The organism is Gemmatimonadales bacterium (genome assembly GCA_041390145.1).
Taxonomy (GTDB): Bacteria; Gemmatimonadota; Gemmatimonadetes; order Gemmatimonadales; family GWC2-71-9; genus SPDF01.
This window is the reverse complement of the sequence record JAWKQM010000004.1, coordinates 269,632-287,085: the sequence shown is the minus strand read 5'-3', so window position 1 is coordinate 287,085 and position 17,454 is coordinate 269,632. Positions and strand designations below refer to the sequence as shown.

The 17,454-nt window shown below is 68.4% G+C and carries 19 protein-coding genes and 7 tRNA genes; 16 read left to right on the top strand and 10 right to left on the bottom strand.

Annotation, left to right across the window (positions count from 1 at the left end; genetic code table 11):
* Both R2910_04895 and R2910_04890 read left to right on the top strand, forming a co-directional pair.
* Positions 1-339, top strand: a 339-nt coding sequence (locus R2910_04895; protein ID MEZ4412301.1) for a hypothetical protein, incomplete at its 5' end; no start/stop codon positions are given.
* Between the two features lie 50 nt (positions 340-389).
* A complete protein-coding gene (locus tag R2910_04890) occupies positions 390-2,099 on the top strand; it encodes a M1 family metallopeptidase (protein MEZ4412300.1) in 1,710 nt (569 codons plus the stop codon).
* Positions 2,100-2,118: 19 nt separating this feature from the next.
* On the opposite strand, the gene R2910_04885 is transcribed toward R2910_04890, so the two are convergent.
* The 7 genes from R2910_04885 to R2910_04855 form a co-directional block, all read right to left on the bottom strand.
* A tRNA-Arg gene (locus tag R2910_04885) sits at positions 2,119-2,192 on the bottom strand.
* A 28-nt stretch (positions 2,193-2,220) separates the two neighbouring features.
* Positions 2,221-2,294: transfer RNA gene (locus R2910_04880), tRNA-Pro, on the bottom strand.
* A 12-nt stretch (positions 2,295-2,306) separates the two neighbouring features.
* Positions 2,307-2,380: transfer RNA gene (locus R2910_04875), tRNA-Arg, on the bottom strand.
* 8 nt (positions 2,381-2,388) lie between these two features.
* Positions 2,389-2,462, bottom strand: a tRNA-Val gene (locus R2910_04870).
* Between the two features lie 103 nt (positions 2,463-2,565).
* Positions 2,566-2,639, bottom strand: a tRNA-Met gene (locus R2910_04865).
* Between the two features lie 16 nt (positions 2,640-2,655).
* A tRNA-Gly gene (locus R2910_04860) sits at positions 2,656-2,728 on the bottom strand.
* Positions 2,729-2,813: 85 nt separating this feature from the next.
* Positions 2,814-2,886 (bottom strand) — tRNA-Ala (locus tag R2910_04855).
* Between the two features lie 100 nt (positions 2,887-2,986).
* Between R2910_04855 and R2910_04850 the strand changes: the two genes are divergently transcribed.
* The 13 genes from R2910_04850 (at position 2,987) to R2910_04790 (ending at position 13,778) form a co-directional block, all read left to right on the top strand.
* Entirely contained in the window at positions 2,987-3,940 is a 954-nt protein-coding gene (locus R2910_04850; GenBank protein ID MEZ4412299.1) for an RNA polymerase sigma factor RpoD/SigA, read from the top strand.
* Between the two features lie 15 nt (positions 3,941-3,955).
* The gene (locus tag R2910_04845) at positions 3,956-4,717 is read left to right on the top strand and encodes an ABC transporter permease (protein MEZ4412298.1); all 762 of its coding nucleotides are present in this window, start codon (positions 3,956-3,958) and stop codon (positions 4,715-4,717) included.
* Between the two features lie 70 nt (positions 4,718-4,787).
* Positions 4,788-5,558, top strand: a complete 771-nt coding sequence (locus R2910_04840) for an ATP-binding cassette domain-containing protein (protein MEZ4412297.1) — start codon at positions 4,788-4,790, stop codon at positions 5,556-5,558.
* Positions 5,555-6,562, top strand: a complete 1,008-nt coding sequence (locus tag R2910_04835; protein ID MEZ4412296.1) for an MlaD family protein — start codon at positions 5,555-5,557, stop codon at positions 6,560-6,562. Before R2910_04840 ends, R2910_04835 begins: the two co-directional genes overlap by 4 nt.
* A 4-nt stretch (positions 6,563-6,566) precedes the next feature.
* Complete coding sequence (locus tag R2910_04830; GenBank protein ID MEZ4412295.1) at positions 6,567-7,058, top strand: NUDIX domain-containing protein; 492 nt, start codon at positions 6,567-6,569, stop codon at positions 7,056-7,058.
* 2 nt (positions 7,059-7,060) lie between these two features.
* Positions 7,061-7,831, top strand: a complete 771-nt coding sequence (locus tag R2910_04825) for an AraC family transcriptional regulator (protein ID MEZ4412294.1) — start codon at positions 7,061-7,063, stop codon at positions 7,829-7,831.
* Between the two features lie 149 nt (positions 7,832-7,980).
* Complete coding sequence (atpA, locus tag R2910_04820) at positions 7,981-9,558, top strand: F0F1 ATP synthase subunit alpha (protein ID MEZ4412293.1); 1,578 nt, start codon at positions 7,981-7,983, stop codon at positions 9,556-9,558.
* On the top strand, positions 9,558-10,442 hold the full coding sequence (gene atpG / locus R2910_04815) for an ATP synthase F1 subunit gamma (protein MEZ4412292.1): 885 nt from the start codon (positions 9,558-9,560) through the stop codon (positions 10,440-10,442). Before atpA ends, atpG begins: the two co-directional genes overlap by 1 nt.
* A 33-nt stretch (positions 10,443-10,475) precedes the next feature.
* Complete coding sequence (atpD, locus tag R2910_04810; protein ID MEZ4412291.1) at positions 10,476-11,900, top strand: F0F1 ATP synthase subunit beta; 1,425 nt, start codon at positions 10,476-10,478, stop codon at positions 11,898-11,900.
* Complete coding sequence (gene atpC, locus R2910_04805) at positions 11,900-12,160, top strand: ATP synthase F1 subunit epsilon (GenBank protein ID MEZ4412290.1); 261 nt, start codon at positions 11,900-11,902, stop codon at positions 12,158-12,160. Before atpD ends, atpC begins: the two co-directional genes overlap by 1 nt.
* The gene (locus R2910_04800) at positions 12,150-12,752 is read left to right on the top strand and encodes a hypothetical protein (protein MEZ4412289.1); all 603 of its coding nucleotides are present in this window, start codon (positions 12,150-12,152) and stop codon (positions 12,750-12,752) included. Before atpC ends, R2910_04800 begins: the two co-directional genes overlap by 11 nt.
* Before the next feature lie 31 nt (positions 12,753-12,783).
* Positions 12,784-13,419 carry a hypothetical protein gene (locus tag R2910_04795; GenBank protein ID MEZ4412288.1) on the top strand — a complete coding sequence of 212 codons (636 nt, stop codon included), beginning with the start codon at positions 12,784-12,786 and terminating at the stop codon, positions 13,417-13,419.
* Between the two features lie 26 nt (positions 13,420-13,445).
* The gene (locus tag R2910_04790; GenBank protein MEZ4412287.1) at positions 13,446-13,778 is read left to right on the top strand and encodes a hypothetical protein; all 333 of its coding nucleotides are present in this window, start codon (positions 13,446-13,448) and stop codon (positions 13,776-13,778) included.
* Here the strand turns inward: R2910_04790 and R2910_04785 are convergent.
* On the bottom strand, positions 13,771-15,078 hold the full coding sequence (locus R2910_04785; protein ID MEZ4412286.1) for a glycosyltransferase N-terminal domain-containing protein: 1,308 nt from the start codon (positions 15,076-15,078) through the stop codon (positions 13,771-13,773). The two genes, R2910_04790 and R2910_04785, sit on opposite strands and share 8 nt — an antisense overlap.
* A gap of 116 nt (positions 15,079-15,194) precedes the next feature.
* Here R2910_04785 and R2910_04780 point away from each other — a divergent pair, with 116 nt between their 5' ends.
* The gene (locus R2910_04780; GenBank protein ID MEZ4412285.1) at positions 15,195-15,935 is read left to right on the top strand and encodes a CPBP family intramembrane glutamic endopeptidase; all 741 of its coding nucleotides are present in this window, start codon (positions 15,195-15,197) and stop codon (positions 15,933-15,935) included.
* Positions 15,936-16,074: 139 nt separating this feature from the next.
* Here the strand turns inward: R2910_04780 and R2910_04775 are convergent, their stop codons facing one another.
* Together R2910_04775 and R2910_04770 are read right to left on the bottom strand one after the other, a co-directional pair.
* Positions 16,075-16,680, bottom strand: a complete 606-nt coding sequence (locus R2910_04775) for a thioredoxin domain-containing protein (GenBank protein ID MEZ4412284.1) — start codon at positions 16,678-16,680, stop codon at positions 16,075-16,077.
* A 14-nt stretch (positions 16,681-16,694) separates the two neighbouring features.
* The gene (locus tag R2910_04770; GenBank protein ID MEZ4412283.1) at positions 16,695-17,438 is read right to left on the bottom strand and encodes a hypothetical protein; all 744 of its coding nucleotides are present in this window, start codon (positions 17,436-17,438) and stop codon (positions 16,695-16,697) included.
* Positions 17,439-17,454: the final 16 nt, after the last annotated feature.

The window sequence follows — 17,454 nt, the reverse complement described above, 5'->3', positions numbered from 1 at the left end:
AACATCGGCCGGTGGCTCCGCCTCCTCTGGACCCACCATCACATGCGCCAGCGCGAGCGGTCGAACAAGGAGTATGCCCTCATCAATGATGTCGCCGAGGATTATTCACTCATCCACTACTACATCGACACCGAACGGCAGCGTGCGCAGCTGGAGTCGGCGGGATTGTCGGTGCTGGAAGTGCTCGACGACCAGGGCAGGGCAGTGGAGCAGGGTGCAATCCCCACCAGGGCGCCATGGCTCTGGTTCGTGGCCCAGCGGACAGCGGTGGCGTCAGGGGTGCGAGGTTCTGGTCCGTCGTCCATCGAGCCGGAACCTTGGGGCCTGTCCGGCAAATAGCCCACCCCGGGCGGCTTGAGTTCCCGGCCCGTTCCCCCCATTCTCCACCGATGCGCTTACCCACCCTGACACTCGCCCTGCTCGCCGTCCTGCCCGGCGTCGCCCTCGGCCAGGCGGCCGACAGCCTGACCCACGCCGACACGCTGCGTGGCTCGACCACGGCCCCCGCCCGCACCTGGTGGGACGTGACCTTCTACGACCTCCACGTCGCCATCACCCCGGCCGACTCCAGCATCCGCGGCTACAACGCCATCACCTACCGTGTCGTGGCGCCGGTCCATGAGATGCAGATCGACCTCATGGAGCCGCTGGTGGTCGACAGCATGATCCAGGACGGTGCGGCCGTCCCGTTCCGGCGCGACGGCAACGCCTTCTTCGCGCGCGTCCGCGGCACGCAGGCCATCGGCGCCGCCAGGACCATCACGGTCTACTACCACGGGAAGCCGCAGGCGGCCAAGCGGCCGCCGTGGGACGGCGGCTTCACCTGGACCGCCGACAGCTTGGACCGCCCCTGGGTGGTCACCACCGACCAGGGGCTGGGCGCCAGCGTCTGGTGGCCCAACAAGGACATCGGCGCCGACGAGCCCGACAGCCAGCGCGTCGCCCTGACCCTCCCCGACCCGATGGTGGACGTCTCGAACGGTCGGCTGCGCAGCGTGCGCCCGAACGGCGATGGCACCACGACCTGGGAATGGTTCGTGGCCAACCCGATCAACAACTACGCGATCGCGGTCGGCGCCGGCAGCTACGCCCACTACGCCGAGTTCTACCAGGGCGAGCGGGGCATGCTGACAATGGACTACTGGCCGCTGAGCTACCACCTGGAGGCGGCCCAGCGCCAGTTCCCCCAGGCCCGGTCGATGATGGCCTGTTTCGAGCACTGGTTCGGGCCCTACCCCTGGTACGAGGACGGCTTCAAGCTGGTCGAGACCCCGCACCCCGGCATGGAGCACCAGAGCGCCGTCGCCTACGGCAACTGGTACGAGAACGGCTACCGCAAGCGGGACGTCTCGGGTACCGGGATCGGACTCAAGTTTGACTTCATCATCGTGCACGAAAGCGCCCACGAGTGGTTCGCCAACAACCTGACGGCCAAGGACAACGCCGACATGTGGGTGCATGAGAGCTTCGCCAACTACGCGGAGAACCTCTACGTCGAATGCCAGTTCGGGAAGGCGGACGGGAGCGCGTACGTGATCGGGTCGCGCCGCGGCATCCGGAACGACCGGCCGATCGTCGGGACGTACGGGGTCAACGTCGCGGGCTCGGGCGACATGTACAACAAGGGCGGGAACATGCTGCACACGATCCGGCAGATCGTGGACAATGACAAGGAGTGGCGGCAGATCCTGCGCGGGCTCAACCGGACCTTCTGGCACCAGACCGTCACCGGGGCCCAGGTGGAGGACTACATCAGCCAGCAGGCGGGGATCGACCTGAAGCCGGTCTTCGACGAGTACCTGCGCACCACGATGGTGCCCACCCTGGAATACCGCCTGGACGGGACGGCGCTGACCTATCGCTGGACCGACGTGGTGCCCGGCTTCGCGATGCCGGTGGACGTGACGCTCGGCGGGGAGGAGTTACCAGCGGATCCACCCGACCACCGAGTGGCAGACGACCGAGCTGGCGCCGGGGAACCCGTCGGCGTTCAAGGTGGACCCGGACTACTACGTGCTCTCGAAGGACCTGGCGGCGCCGCCGTCGGAGTAGGCGCCCGGCGGGAGGGCGGGGACCCGAACGACAGAGCGCCCCGATGACTCGGGGCGCTCTGTGTGATGGGCCCGATAGGATTCGAACCTACGACCTCTTGCTCCGGAGGCAAGCGCTCTATCCAACTGAGCTACGGACCCGAACCCTTCCTTACCATCCAAACATAAATCGGGGCGGCCGGATTTGAACCGGCGACCTCCTGCTCCCGAAGCAGGCGCGCTACCAGGCTACGCTACGCCCCGTCCCTGCAACAATGCGCCCAAAGGGACTCGAACCCCTAACCTTCTGATCCGTAGTCAGATGCTCTATCCAATTGAGCTATGGGCGCAGACTGCATGGGCGGTACAAGGCTCGAACTTGTGACCTCCACGATGTCAACGTGGCGCTCTAACCAACTGAGCTAACCGCCCGAAAACCCAGACGGACAGTCAGGCAGCGGGGCCGGCGGTCAGGAGGCCATCCCAGAGGCGATCTCACTGCCCGACTGCCCGTCTGCCCATCTGTCCGTCCAAATAGCGGGGGTGGGATTTGAACCCACGACCTCCGGGTTATGAGCCCGGCGAGCTACCAGACTGCTCCACCCCGCGACGTTTTCCTCTGGAGAGCGGGAAACGGGACTCGAACCCGCGACCCCAACCTTGGCAAGGTTGTGCTCTACCAACTGAGCTATTCCCGCAATGACGAGGGACGGGAGTCTAGCCGAGTCCCCGCCCTCGCGCAACCACTCCGAGCGCATCCCGCCACCCGGTCCTGTCTGGGAGTGGAGGCGAGGGGGATCGAACCCCTGACCTCGTGAATGCCATTCACGCGCTCTCCCAACTGAGCTACGCCCCCATTATCTATCACCATCACCGTGGCCCGAAAACGGCGCCGCCGGGACAGCACCCAAACCTAGATGCCCGTTAGAGATGTGTCAAGCAGAACAGGCCCCTCCATGCCCGTAAAGAAATTCGCGAAAAAACCTGCCGACCCGCCCAACGGCCCCGCTGCCCCGCTGCCCAGCGGCCCCGCCCGCGCTCCGCGACCACGGAAGGCCGCCAAGGCGATCGGAGCGAGTCCTGCGGAGCGCGACATCCTCGACCAGTACCTCTTCGAGGTCAGCAAGACCCCACTCCTCACCGCCGAGCAGGAGATCGCCGTCGCCCGGCGGGTGCGCGCCGGCGACCAGGACGCCATGCAGGAACTCGTGAAGCGGAACCTCCGCTTCGTCATCTCCGTGGCCAAGAAATACCAGAACCGCGGCATGGCGCTGACCGACCTGATCGGCGAGGGCAACATCGGCCTGCTCACCGCCGCCCGGAAATTCGATCCCGACGTCGGCGTGAAGTTCATCTCCTACGCCGTCTGGTGGATCCGCCAGGCCATCCTCGCCGCCATCGCCAAGCAGGGCCGCACCGTCCGCGTCCCCCTCAACCGCACCGCCGACCTCTCCCGGATCATTCGCGCCACCGAGCTCCTCCGCCAGAAGCTGGTTCGCGAGCCGACCCCCGAGGAGGTCGCCGCCGAGGTGGACCTCTCGAAGGACGTGGTCCAGTCGCTGATGGCGCTCAACACCAGCGAGATGCGGCTCGACGCCCCGCTCGACGCCGGCGGCGAACGCACCCTCATCGACCGCTTCGTGGCCGACGACTCCAACGACGTCGAAGCCCGTGCCATGGAACGCTTCCTCTCCGAGGAGGTGCAGCTGGCGCTGGCCTCGCTGCCGCCGCGCGACGCCCGCGTCCTCCGCCTCTACTTCGGCCTCGACGACGGGCAGGAGCACACGCTCGAGGAAATCGGCGCCATGCTCGGGGTGACTCGCGAGCGCGTGCGCCAGCTGCGCGATCGTGCCCTCAAGCGGCTCGGCGAGGGCGACGTCGGCCGGGCGCTGGCGAGCTACGCGGCCTAGGCGTAACTTCCAACCGTGACCCTCCCCGCGACCTTTCGGGACTCCGCTCCGGGTCGGCAGGTCAGCCGCGTCGGGACGTTTGCCGTCGACGCCGCTCGCGCCCTCCGTGACCGCCGCACCTGGGGACCCCTGCTGCTCGAACAGATGTGGCGCCTCGGCGTCGCCTCCGTGCCGATCGCGCTATTCATCGCGCTCTTCACCGGCATCGTGCTCGCGCTCCTCTCCAAGTACATCTTCACCGGCGCCGTCCCCATCTATTTCGTCGGGACTCTCGTCGGCAAGGCCATCATGCTCGAGCTCGGTCCCGTGCTCACCGGCATGGCGCTGGCCGGCCGGGTCGGCGCCAACATCGCCGCCGAGCTCGGCACCATGCGCGTCACCGAACAGGTCGACGCTCTCGAGACCCTGGCCTACGACAAGTACGCCTACCTCGTCGTCCCCCGGGTGCTCGCGGGCACGCTGATGTTTCCCGTGGTGACGGCCCTCGCCGTCGCGCTCGGCGTGACTGCCGGCTACTTCACCTCGCTCAACCTCCTCGACCTGTCCAGCGCCGAGTTCATCAAGGGGCTGCAGATCTTCTACAAGTTCAAGGACATCTGGTACGGCCTCGTGAAGGCGGCCAGCTTCGGCGCCGCCGTCACCCTCCTCGGCTGCCTCCAGGGCCTCGCCACCTCGGGCGGCGCGGCAGGCGTCGGCCGGCGCACGACCCTGGCCGTCGTCTACGGCTGCGAAGCGATCCTGGTGCTCGATGCCTTCTGGGCGGTGGTGCTTCTTTGAGGCGGCCCGGGGGGGCAGCGGGGCAGGGGGGCAGTCACGGCGGGGCTGCGGGGCAGCGGGGCCGGGCTCCATGATTCGATTTCAAGACGTCAGGAAAGCCTTCGGGGAGAAGGTCGTGCTGGACGGCCTCACGCTCGATATTCCTGAAGGCGAGACCACCGCGCTCATCGGCTTCTCCGGTGCGGGGAAGAGCGTCACCCTGAAGCACGTCGTCGGCCTGCTGGCGCCCGACTCGGGATCGGTGACGGTGGACGACGAGGTGGTGCACGAGCTCGACTGGGATGGCCTCACCGCGCTCCGGAGCAAGATCGGCTACGTCTTCCAGTTCGCCGCCCTCTTCGATTCGATGACCATCGGCGACAACATCCGCCTCGGACTCGCGCGCCGGGGGCTCGAGCCGGGGGAGATCGAGGAGCGCGTGGCCCAGAGCCTGAACGTGGTGGACCTCAAGGGCACCGAGGACCACTACCCCGCCGAGCTCTCGGGCGGGATGCGGAAGCGGGTCGGCGTTGCACGCGCGATCGCGCTCCGGCCGCGGTACATTCTGTACGATGAGCCGACCACCGGCCTCGACCCCGTCACCTCGGCGGTCATCGACCAGCTGATGGTCCGGGTCCGGGAGGAGTACGGCACCACCGCCATCGTGGTGACCCACGACATGCGGAGCGCCTACACTGTGGGCGACCGGATCGCCATGCTCTACGAGGGACGCATTCGCCAGGTGGGGACGGTCCAGGAGATTCAGCAGACGGAGGATCCCGTGGTGCGACAGTTCATCGAGGGGCGGCCCAACCTCCTGGGCGCCCCCGACGCCACCCCCCTGTCCGCGGGGGGCGTGTGAAGCAGCGAAACGCATTCGCCGTGGGGGGCACCGTGCTGGCCGCCCTCCTGATCGTCGTCGTCGGCGCCATCTGGCTCGGGCACATTCAGATCGGCAGCCGGCCCGAAAAGGTCACGGTGCGGTTCCGCACGGTGGGCGGCATGGGCGTCGGCGCGCCGGTGACCCTGCGCGGCGTCAAGATCGGCCAGGTCTTCTCGGTCCAGCTTGCCGACGGCGACTGGGTCGTGGCCACGCTCAAGCTGGAGGAGCGCTCGGAAATTCCCGCCAGCCCCGCCGTCATCGCCTCGACCGCGAGCCTCTTCGGCGAGTGGGAGGCGCAGATCATTTCCCTCGACGATCCCGTCGACCAGCCCGCCGTGCTGGCCGATCTGATGGCGGCGAAGAAGGCGGGGCCGGACGACTGGCCCGGCGCCACCCTGCCCGACATCGGCCAGCTGACGGCGCAGGCTGGCCGCATTGCCGGTGACATTGCCCTCCTGACCGACCGGGTTGGCGCCGTCTTCGACTCGACCACCGCCGCCAAGGTCCGGAACAGCCTGGACGAATTCCTGACCATGGTAAATACGCTGACCGCGTTTACCAACAAGCAGACGGAAAAGGTCGACCGGATTTCGACCAACGCCGTCGCCGGATCGCGCGACTTTGCCGGTGCGGCCAAGGACCTGAGCGCCACGCTCTCACGTCTCGACTCGGCCACCAGCGAGGGACAGCTCCAGAACATCGTCAATTCGGCGCAGGGTTCGTCGGCCGATCTCCGGGTGGCCACCGCCGACCTGCGCGTGCTCATGGCCGCCGCGCGGGAACACGAGGTCAGCCTGGTGCGGATTCTCGTGGCGGCCGATTCCGTCATGGGCCGCCTCCAGGCGGGGCAGGGCACCCTGGGCATGCTGACCAAGGACTCGACGCTGTACAACGAGACGACCGCCACCATGATCGAACTGCGGAAGCTGATCGCCGATATCCAGGTGAACCCCCGCAAGTACTTCAAGTTCTCGGTCTTTTAGCCTGATGCCCAAGCGGAAACCGGAGCGCGAAGTCAGTGCCGGCGGAATCGTCTTTCGACGGTTCGGCACGGAGGCGCATTTCCTCCTGATCAAGGACTCCTACCGCCACTGGGGGTTTCCGAAGGGTCACCTGGAGGAGGAAGAGACGCCCGCCGAGGCGGCGCTGCGCGAGACCGGCGAGGAGACCGGGCTCGAGTCGCTGGTACTGCACGGTCCCATCCGGATCATCGACTGGCATTTCCGCTTCCGCGGCCGCGCCATCCACAAGTTCTGCCACTTCTTCCTCTTCGAGAGCCCGGAGGGAGAGGTCATTCCGCAGGAAGACGAGGGGATCACCGATCACCGCTGGCTGCCACTCGACAAGGCGCTCGAGCAGCTGAGCTACGACAACGCGCGCGGCGTCCTCCGCCGCGGCGGCGAGATGGCCCGTACCCTGGTGGCGGTCGGGGCGGGGCGGCCGAAGAAGCAGCCGGACCCCGTCGCCGCCGAAGGCTGACGATGGCGGCCATCGCCGCCATGCTCGACGGGCGGGGCGCCGTGACGGCGCTCCGGCGCTCCCTCCCTCGTGGTGGCCCCGGCGTCGTCACCTGCCGCACCCCGGCGCATCTCAGGCAGTTGCTCGATCGCCGGATCGTCGAGGCGGTCGTCTTTGCGCCGCACCCCGGCCTCCTCGACGAGTGGGCTGCCCTCCGCGCCGACTTCCCCGACATCCCCATCGTGGTCTACGCCCCCATCCGTCCCGACGACGGCGCCCTGCTGGCCGAGTGCCGCAGGCAAAAGGTGGCGGCGGTGCTGGTGGAGGGAGTGGATGACGCGGTGGTGGGCGAGTTGGTTCGGCGGGTATCGCTGGTCGCCACCCGGCGCCGCGCCCTGGCCGACGCCCCCCGGCTCCTCCGGCTTGCCGATCCGTTGCAGCGCCAGCTCTGGGACCTCCTTATTGATCGGGTGGACCAGCCGGTCACGACAGCCGCCCTGGCCGCACGCCTGGGGGTCTCCCGGGAACACCTCTCCCGCCAGTTCGGCGCCGGTGGGGCTCCTAACCTCAAGCGGGTCATCGACTTCCTGCGGGTCGTAGCGGCGGCCCAGCTGCTCCACAACCCCGGCTACACCGTGGCCCAGGTGGCCGCGCTTCTCTCCTTCTCCTCTTCCAGTCACCTTGGGTCGACGGCCCGCCGGATCGCGGGAATCGGTGTGCAGGAGCTCGCGCAAACCACGCCCCGGGAACTCCTCGGCCGCTTCGCACGGGGGCACACCAGGAGCCGCTTGTAGAGATCCACCTCCCCCGCTCCCTGAGGGAGTGGGGGCTGGGGGATGAGGGGGCTCTCCGGTTGCTTCCTACCCTCTTATGTGATTATTTTCACAAGCTGTAGACGAACCAAATCTTCTCACCCCTTTTGGTGAAACAGGCGACCACACACATGGCCACCGAATCCGTGCTGCGCCCCGGCGAACTCAAGGATGCTCTCCTCAAGGAGATCGCCGCCGCCAACCTCGCGACCATCGATACCGCCGACGTCGGCACCGTCCTCGAAGTGAAGGACGGCGTCGCCCGGGTGTACGGGCTGTCCAAGGCGATGGCTGGTGAAATGATCGAGTTCACCGCCCAGGAAACCGGTGAGACGGTGACCGGGCTGGTGCTGAACCTCGACGCCGACAGCGTCGGCGCCGCGATCCTCGGCAACTACCTGGTGCTGAAGGAGGGCGACGAGGTCCGCTGCACCGGCCGCGTGCTCGAGGTGCCGGCCGGGCCGGCTCTGCTCGGGCGCGTCGTGGACGCCCTCGGCCGCCCGGTGGACGGGCTCGGCCCGATCAAGACCGACACCTCGCGGCTGGTGGAAATGGTCGCCCCCGGCATCATCGTGCGGCAGCCGGTCAAGGAGCCGCTCCAGACCGGCATCAAGGCCATCGACGCGATGATCCCGATCGGCCGCGGCCAGCGCGAGCTCATCATCGGCGACCGCGGCACCGGCAAGACGGCCATCGCCATCGACACCATCATCAACCAGAAGGGCACCGGCGTCGTCTGCGTGTACGTCGCCATCGGGCAGAAGCGCTCGACGGTGGCCTCGGTGGTCGAGCGGCTCCGCGAGGCCGGCGCGATGGACTACACCATCGTCGTCGTGGCCTCGGCGTCCGAGCCGGCGCCGCTGCAGTACATCGCGCCCTACACCGGCGCCGCCATGGCCGAGTACTTCATGTACGAGGAGGGGAAGGCCACCCTCTGCGTGTACGACGACCTCTCCAAGCAGGCCGCCGCGTACCGCCAGCTCTCCCTGGTGCTCCGCCGTCCCCCGGGCCGCGAGGCGTACCCCGGCGACGTCTTCTACCTCCACAGCCGTCTCCTCGAGCGCGCCGCCAAGATCTCGGAAGAGGCCGACGTGGTGAAGCTCGATCCGCGCATCAAGAAGCCGGGCGGCTCGCTCACGGCGCTGCCGATCATCGAGACCCAGGCCGGTGACGTGTCGGCGTACATCCCGACCAACGTCATCTCGATCACCGACGGCCAGATCTTCCTGACCACCGACCTCTTCTACTCGAACATCCGCCCCGCGGTGGACGCCGGCATCAGCGTCAGCCGCGTTGGCGGCAACGCGCAGATCAAGGCGATGAAGCAGGTGGCCGGTCCGCTCCGCCTCTCGCTGGCGCAGTTCCGCGAGCTCGAGGCCTTCTCCCAGTTCGGTTCCGACCTCGACGCGGCCACGCAGAAGCAGCTGGCCCGCGGCGCCCGCCTGGTTGAAGTGCTGAAGCAGCCGCAGTACGCGCCGATGCCGGTCGAGCGCCAGGTGGCCATCATCTACGTGGTGACCAACGGGCATCTCGACGACGTCGAGGTCGGCCACATCCGGCAGTGGGAGGCGGACTTCCTCGAGTACCTTGCGTCGGCGCATTCCGCGGTGCTCGATGGGATCCGGACCAAGAAGGCGTTTGACAAGGAGCTCACCGCCGCGCTCGAGGCGGCCATCGCGTCCTTCAAGCCGTTGTTCCACGTCGCGTAATGGCCAAGTCGAAGGCCCTCAAGGGCCGGATTCGCTCGGTCACCAACACCCGCAAGATCACGCGGACGATGGAGCTGGTGGCCACGTCCAAGCTGAAGCGGGCGCAGGACCGCGTCGTCGCCACCCGGCCGTACGCCGAGGCACTGCGCGGCGTCATTGCCGACCTGGTCACCCCCGAGCTGGCCGAGGGCTTTCCCCTCCTCCGGCAGCCGGCGCCGCCGGCGAAGGGCGGTCCGACCCGCGCGGCGGTCATTCTGCTGACCTCCAATCGCGGGCTGGCGGGTGGCTTCAACGCCAACCTGATCAAGGAAGGCCGCCGCCGGATGGAAGCGCTGGAGAAGGCCGGCTACACGGTCGATCTCTACGCCATCGGCAAGAAGGGCATTGGCTTCTTCAGGTATCTCGGCCGGTCCATGGCGTTGCAGCGGGCGGACGTGACCGACAACCCGACGCCGGATCACGCCATTGAAATCATGGCGCCGCTGATCGCCGCCTACTCGCAGGGCGAGCTGGCGAGCGTGGACCTGGTCTACGCGGCGTTCATCAGCCCGCTGACCACGCCTCCCACGACGCTCCGGATTCTCCCGGTTGAGCCGCCGGCGGCCAAGGCGGGCGCCGCGCGGGCCGACTACATCCTGCGGCCCGACGCCGCGCAGATCCTCGACCGGCTGCTCCCGCTCTATGTGCGGAACACGATGTACCGCGGGCTGGTCGAGACCAGCGCCGCCGAGCACGGGGCCCGGCGCACCGCGATGAAGAGCGCCACCGACAACGCGGGCGAGATTCTCGACCTGCTCAAGCGGACCTACAACCGTCAGCGCCAGGCGGCGATCACGCAGGAAATCGCCGAGATCGTCGGCGGCGCCGCGGCGTTGCAGGGCTAACTCGATCACTCTGACTACACGGGATACCAACGCATGACCACCGCCACACTGAATATCGGCACCGTCGTCCAGGTGATCGGCCCCGTCCTCGACGTGGAATTCGAGCCCGGCAAGCTGCCCGAGATCTACAACGCCCTCCTGCTGGAGGATTCCAGCGGCGACCAGCCGATCAAGCTGGTGGCCGAGGTGCAGCAGCACATCGGGCAGAACCAGGTGCGCGCGGTGGCCATGAGCACCACCGACGGCGTCGTTCGCGGCATGCAGATCACCGACACCGGCTCCGCCATCACGGTCCCCGTCGGCGACGTGCCGCTCGGCCGGATCCTGAACGTGCTCGGCGAGCCGGTGGACGGCGGCGCCCCGATCCCCGCCGGGGTGGAGCGCTGGCCCATTCACCGCGAGACCCCGAAGTTCGTCGATCTCGAGCCGAAGACCACCGTCTTCGAGACCGGCATCAAGGTCATCGACCTGATCGCCCCGTTCGTGAAGGGCGGCAAGATCGGCCTCTTCGGCGGCGCCGGCGTCGGCAAGACCGTCGTCATCATGGAGCTGATCAACAACGTGCAGAAGGGCCACGGCGGCAAGTCGGTCTTCTGCGGCGTGGGCGAGCGGACCCGTGAGGGGAACGACCTCTACCTCGAAATGTCCGAGAGCGGCGTGCTCAAGTCGACCGCCCTCATCTACGGCCAGATGAACGAGCCGCCGGGCGCCCGTCTCCGCGTCGGGCTGACCGGCCTGACCGTGGCGGAGTACTTCCGCGACGTCGAGAACCAGGACGTGCTCCTCTTCATCGACAACATCTTCCGCTTCACCCAGGCCGGCTCCGAAGTCTCGGCGCTCCTCGGCCGCATGCCGAGCGCGGTCGGGTACCAGCCGACGCTGGCCACCGAAATGGGCGACCTGCAGGAGCGGATCACCTCGACCACCAAGGGCTCCATCACCTCGGTGCAGGCCATCTACGTGCCCGCCGACGACCTGACCGACCCCGCGCCGGCCACCGCCTTTGCCCACCTCGACGCGCAGGTCGTGCTCTCCCGCGCCATCTCGGAACTGGGCATCTACCCCGCCGTGGACCCGCTCGACAGCTCGAGCCGGATCCTCTCGCCGCAGTATGTCGGCGAGCGGCACTACAAGGTCGCCATCGGCGTCCAGCTCACCCTGCAGCGCTACAAGGCGCTCCAGGACATCATCGCGATCCTCGGCATGGACGAGCTCTCCGAAGAGGACAAGCTGGTCGTGTCGCGGGCCCGCCGCATCCAGCGCTTCCTGTCGCAGCCCTTCTTCGTGGCCGAGCAGTTCACCGGCTTCCCCGGCAAGTACGTCAAGCTCGAGGAGACCATCGAGAGCTTCGAGCGGGTGCTCTCCGGTGAGTTCGACCACCTGCCCGAGCAGGCCTTCTACATGGTCGGCGGCATCGACGAAGCGGTGGAGAAGGCCAAGAAGATGGCGGCGGCGTGATGCGAGTCACGGTGATTTCCCCTGAGGGATCCATCTTTGACGGCGAGGCGGAGAGCCTGCAGGCCCCCGCCTACGACGGGCAGGTGGGGATCTTGCCGCACCACGCCCCATTCATGACGCTGCTCGGCGAGGGTACCTTGCTGGTGCGCGTCGCCGGTGGTGAGCAGTCCTTTGCGGTGCGCGGCGGGTTCCTGCAGGTGGTGGGAAACGTCGTCCGTGTCGTCGCCGAACATGCCAAGGAGGTTGTCCATGCGTCGTAGCCTGATCGCTGCCGTGTCGCTGTTCGTCCTGTCGACGCCGGCGCTCGCTCAGGAAACCGGCACGCCGGTGTTCCTGTCGTCCCAGCGCCTCTTCGACCAGACGGAGTTCGGTGTCTCCGTTTCCGACCCCAACAGCAACGGCCTGGCGCTCGAGGGCTACTATCGCATGGCGAGCGGACCGATGGCCGACTTCGGCGTCCGGATCGGCTTCCGGAACCCCGACAACACCGGGGCCACGGCGTTCCTCATCGGCGGCGACTACCGGGCCCGGCTGCTGCACCACTCCGAAAACTTCCCGCTCGACGGCGCGCTGACCGTCGGCGTCGGCGCCTCGCTCCTGGACAACGCCAACCAGCTCTTCGTCCCGATCGGGTTTGCGCTCGGGCGGCAGATCCTGCTGGAGAACTCCACCACCAGCTTCGTCCCCTACATCACCCCGACCTTTATTCCTGTCTTTGCCGACAACAGCGACCTCAATTTCGCGGTCGGCATCGGCGTGGACATCAAGTTCGGCACCAGCTTCAGCATGAACGTGGGCGGATCCTTCGGCGATCTGGACGGCCTCTCCGCCAGCTTCTCCTGGCTGCACTAGCCGCCACCGCCCCGTCACCGGAGTTCAGTAGATGATCCGACGGATTCTGACCATCGCGACCGCGGCGGGCCTGGCAGCGTTGCTGCTGCCCGCCGCCCCGCTCGCCGCGCAAGTGCCGGGACTCCCTGTCTTCAACAGCGGCGTGCCGCGCGGCATTTACGTGGCGGGCGACGTCGGATTCCCCGAGGGCGGCGGGAACACCCTCGCGGCGACCGGCGCCATCGGTCTCGGCATGCTCGGGTTTACCGGGACGGTCGGCGCCTTTTCCGCGGACGGGTCCAGCACGAGTGACGCAGTCTATGGCGGAACCGCCAACCTCCGCCTGATCGGCGGGCCGCTGATCCCCTTCTTCGTCAACCTGCAGGCGGGCGTCGGATATGGCGACCTCGCCGGGTATAAGACGACGCACATCCCGGTCGGCGTCGGCCTCGGGCTCACCATCCCGCTCCCGATCTTCGGCCTGAAGCCCTGGTTCGCGCCCCGCTGGGACTACACCTCGGTCTCCGGCCTGGGGAGCACCGACAACTCCCGCTTCGGGTACAGCGCCGGCCTCGATATTTCGTTCATCTTCGGGCTCGGCCTCCGCACCGCCTATGACTGGATCGACACCGGCACCGGTGCCGCGACGACCTGGTCGATCGGCGCCAAGTGGGCGCTCGGCCTGTGAGGCGCGCCGCCCGGTTGTTGCCCATCGTGGCTGTCCTTCTTGCCGGCTGCGTCCAGAACATCGATGCGACCCACATCGGCGTGCCGGTCACCCTCGCCTCCGCCGCCGGGGCGCCGATGCCTCCGGGTGGAGAACGGTTCACGGTCACCGGCAAGGCGGTCTACGCGTTGTGGGGGATCACGCAGGTGAGCAGTCCCGACCTGCACCACACGCTGGCCGGTCAGTTGGTTGGGGGGAAGGCCCTGGTCGACGTGAAGATCAAGGTGCGGAGCCGCTGGTCGGATGTCCTGATCACGGTCCTGAGCGCGGGCATCATCGTGCCGCGCACCGTCACGGCGGAAGGGATCGTCGTCAAGTAGGGCGGGCCACCGCCTCCTCGATCAGCGCGGCTGACGCCTCCGCGGCGCCTCGACCCGCTTCCACGACCGCACGCGCCTTCTGTCCCTGCGACAGTCGGCGCGTTTCGTTTTCCATCCACCCGTGCCAGAGGCCATGCAGCGCCTCCCCCGCCTCTTCGGTGCCGAACGCCGACAGCGCCTCGGCGCCGCCCGCCGAGAGCAGCAATCCCGCATCCCGGCTGTTCGACCAGTTGGGGCCGAACACCACCGGAATGCCGCAAGCCGCCGGCTCCAGTACCGAGTGCAGTCCGGCCCGCCCGAATCCTCCTCCCACGAAGGCCATGCTCGCCCCGGTGTAGAGCGCCGCGAGCACTCCCACTCGATCCACGAGGAGGAAGGGGAGTGGCGTGTCGGCCGCCCGGCTGAGCCGAACCGGCGTCGGAAGCCCCAGCCGCGCCGCAGCCTGCTCGACCGGAGCGAGGTGCTGTTCGGTCGGTTCGTGGGGCACCAGGATGAGGCGCGCATCTGGCCGATGGACGTGGAGCCGCGCGAAGGCGTCCAGCACCACCCGCTCGTCGGCGGGCCAGGTGGAGCCGGCCACCATGGTCGGTGCGCCCTTCCCGAACTGAAGCAGGGGGTCGTCCAGTCGGATGCGGTCACCTTCTCCACCACGCTGTCCGAATCGGGGGTCGCCGGTGACCCGGATGCGGGACGGGTCGGCGCCGAGGCGTTCGAGCCGCGAGGCGTCGTCGGTGGAAATGGCGCCCGCCAGCGAGAGGCTGGCATATCCTGGCCGGAGCGCCTGGCGCACCGGCCAGCGCAGGCGCCCGCTTCCCGGCGACACCGTCGCGGCCACCATGACCACCCGCGTCCCGGCGGATGCCGCCCGGGTGGCGAGCTCCGGCCAGAGATCGAGTTTCGAAAAGGCGAGCACGTCCGGACGGAGGGCGGCGAGCAGGGCGTTGACGTTGCCGGCCAGGTCGTAGGGCAGGTAGTCGGCAATGTCGACTGGCAGGCGCCGGCCCAGCGGTTCGGCGGAGGGACTGAACCAGGTGTAGACGTACTGCCACTCGGGATGGCGTCGGCGGAGGACGTGCAGGACGCTTTCCGCCTGCAGCCCCTCCCCCACGGAGGGGGCGTGCAGCCAGACCAGCGGGCGTGCAGGGTCGCGGGAACGCTTGCCCCACGCCACCAGCCGCCCGACAGCGCCGCGGCGGCCCTGGTGGCTGCGGGCCACCTTTTCGCTGCCGAGCCCGGCCAGCGGCACCAGCGCCGACGCCGAGCGGGCCGCGATCCGGTAGAGGAGGGACGTGTGAGGCATGGCCGGAATGTCCCGGCGTCGGAGGCGTTCGGCAAGGGCCCGCGGAGGGGCGGGGAGTCAGGGGGGCAGGGGGGCAGTGGGTGAGGTGAAGACTCGTCGGGTGCTAGATTTCCAGCATGCCCCCGACCAAGCCCTCCTACTGGCGCGACACCCGCGCGCCCCGGTACTCGCTCCTCTACGCGCTACCCCTGCTCCTGGGGTACGAGGGGCTGGCCTTCCTGCTGTCGGGCGACGCGATCAGTGGCGTGCGGAACGGCGCCGATGTCCTGCTGAAGAGCGCCTTCCTCTGGCTGGGCGGCCGCGACGGGCTCCTGGTGTTCGGGCTGGCACTGGTGGGCGTGTCGGCGGTGCTGGTCTGGCGGGACGTGCGGCGCGGGGGGACCATCACCGGACGCTACTTCCTGGGGATGATGGCGGAGTCGGTGGTGTATGCCCTGGTCTTCGGCGTGGTGACCGGCACCCTGACCGGCCTCATCCTCCACGGTGCGTCGATGCTGAGCGCCGGCCCGATGGCGGGACTCGACCTGCCGACGCAGTTGATGATTTCGCTGGGAGCGGGGCTGTACGAGGAGCTGCTCTTCCGGGTCCTGCTGGTGGGGCTGCTGGCGCGCCTGGCGCGGGTGGGCTTCGGATGGCTGCCGGGCGCCTCAGGCATCTTTGCGGTGCTGGTCGGGGCGCTGATCTTCTCGGCGTTCCACTACGTCGGCCCCTACGGCGACGAGCTGCAGCTGGCCTCGTTCACCTTCCGGGCGGTGGCCGGCGTGCTCTTCAGCGCCCTCTACCTGCTGCGCGGGTTCGGCATCACCGCCTGGACGCACGCGCTGTACGATGTGTTCCTGTCGCTGACGCTGGCGTAGGACGGCGGGGCAGGGGGGCAGCGGGGCAGGGAGGCCGTTCAGCGAATTGCAATCTCGCCGGGCGTCCCCCCTCTCCGTATCACGGAGAGGGGGACAGGGGGTGAGGTGAAGGCTGCGGGGCTGCGGGGCCGCTGCCCCGCTACTTCGCTGGCGCCGTCTTCACCGCGTAGATCGAGTCCAGGATCGGCCGGAAGACCGTGACCGGCTGGGCCCCCGCCATGATGCCCCCCTCGATATAGAAGCTCGGCGTGCTCTTGGCGCCGGAGTTGACCGCCGCCTTCGCGTCGCTCTCGATGGTGGCGCGCGTGGCGCCGGTGGTCAGGCATTCCTTGAACGCCGCGCTATCGAGCGAGGCGGAGTCGGCAAAGGTCAGCAGGTATTCACCCGGTGCCTCGAGGGGCGCCCAGACCTTCTGGTTGCGGAAGAGCAGGTCGTGCACCGGCCAGAACTTGTCCTGCTTCGCCGCGCACATCGCCACCTGGGCCGCCGAGACGGCGTTGGGGTGCATGGGCAGCGGGAAGTTCACGAAGATCCAGCGCACCTTGCCCGTCTCCACGTATTCCGCTTCCAGCGTCGGGAAGATGGTGAGCGCAAACTGGGCGCAGTAGGGACACTGGAAGTCCGACATTTCGTAGACGGTGACGGGCGCGGTCGGGCTTCCCTTGGTCCGCGCCGCCATCGATTCCTGGGCGCTGAGTGGGGCGGCGAGGGCCGCGACGACGAGCAGCGTCGGCAAGAGGCGCATGGTCGGTTCCGGGGTCAGTAGCGGGGACGGTTGACGCCGCTGGCGGCGTTCAGGCGGACGGTGTCGGAGGAGACGGGGACGTTCCAGTACCACTCGGCGTTCGGATCGGCGGGATCCCACGAGCGGGAATAGACCCACCAGGGGCCGCCGCGGAGGGTGACGTGCGCGACGCCCGAGGCGTCGGTGGTGTCGGCCACCGGGGGCCGGCCGGTCGCGCGCACGATCGAATCCACCGCCCGGTCGTAGTCGCGATAGGTGCTATCTTGCCATTCGCGCACGGCCGCGCGAAGCGATTCGCTCTGGGCGAGGAACTTGGGCCGCGCGGCGTTGAGATCGGCGCGTGCACGGGCCGCTTCCTTGTCGAGCGAACGGACCGAGTCGCGCAGGGCGACCCACGTCGCGTACGATGCGTAGTACTCTTCGCTTGTGCGGGAGATCTGGTCGAGGTGTGCCTTCAGCGCGGCCAGGGTGTCGTTGAGCTGGCCGACCTCGGCGATCAGGCCGGTGTAGGCCGCAAAGGGCTCCCGGAACGTGGCGAAGAGGGAGTCGAGCTGGTCGGTGGCGGGCCGCGGCGTCGTGGCCCGCGCTTCGAAGGCGGCGACCAGGCTGTCCCGGTTGTACGGCAGGACGACGAACGAGAATCCGGGCGTCGCCGTCCCGTTGGAATCGAGGCCCGGAATCGAGGCCACGACGGTCACGGTCTGCTGGCGATCGCACGATGCGGTCAGGAGGAGGAGGAGGATGCACCAGCGGGACACAGGCAGCTCACGGACG

Excerpts from the sequence above, each read along its gene's own strand:
- R2910_04890 (MEZ4412300.1), top strand. The coding sequence starts at position 390 with ATGCGCTTACCCACCCTGACACTCGCCCTGCTCGCCGTCCTGCCCGGC.
- R2910_04850 (MEZ4412299.1), top strand. The coding sequence starts at position 2,987 with ATGCCCGTAAAGAAATTCGCGAAAAAACCTGCCGACCCGCCCAACGGC.
- R2910_04840 (MEZ4412297.1), top strand. The coding sequence starts at position 4,788 with ATGATTCGATTTCAAGACGTCAGGAAAGCCTTCGGGGAGAAGGTCGTG.
- R2910_04830 (MEZ4412295.1), top strand. The coding sequence starts at position 6,567 with ATGCCCAAGCGGAAACCGGAGCGCGAAGTCAGTGCCGGCGGAATCGTC.
- R2910_04825 (MEZ4412294.1), top strand. The coding sequence starts at position 7,061 with ATGGCGGCCATCGCCGCCATGCTCGACGGGCGGGGCGCCGTGACGGCG.
- atpA (MEZ4412293.1), top strand. The coding sequence starts at position 7,981 with ATGGCCACCGAATCCGTGCTGCGCCCCGGCGAACTCAAGGATGCTCTC.
- atpG (MEZ4412292.1), top strand. The coding sequence starts at position 9,558 with ATGGCCAAGTCGAAGGCCCTCAAGGGCCGGATTCGCTCGGTCACCAAC.
- atpD (MEZ4412291.1), top strand. The coding sequence starts at position 10,476 with ATGACCACCGCCACACTGAATATCGGCACCGTCGTCCAGGTGATCGGC.
- atpC (MEZ4412290.1), top strand. The coding sequence starts at position 11,900 with ATGCGAGTCACGGTGATTTCCCCTGAGGGATCCATCTTTGACGGCGAG.
- R2910_04800 (MEZ4412289.1), top strand. The coding sequence starts at position 12,150 with ATGCGTCGTAGCCTGATCGCTGCCGTGTCGCTGTTCGTCCTGTCGACG.
- R2910_04795 (MEZ4412288.1), top strand. The coding sequence starts at position 12,784 with ATGATCCGACGGATTCTGACCATCGCGACCGCGGCGGGCCTGGCAGCG.
- R2910_04785 (MEZ4412286.1), bottom strand. The coding sequence starts at position 15,078 with ATGCCTCACACGTCCCTCCTCTACCGGATCGCGGCCCGCTCGGCGTCG.
- R2910_04780 (MEZ4412285.1), top strand. The coding sequence starts at position 15,195 with ATGCCCCCGACCAAGCCCTCCTACTGGCGCGACACCCGCGCGCCCCGG.
- R2910_04775 (MEZ4412284.1), bottom strand. The coding sequence starts at position 16,680 with ATGCGCCTCTTGCCGACGCTGCTCGTCGTCGCGGCCCTCGCCGCCCCA.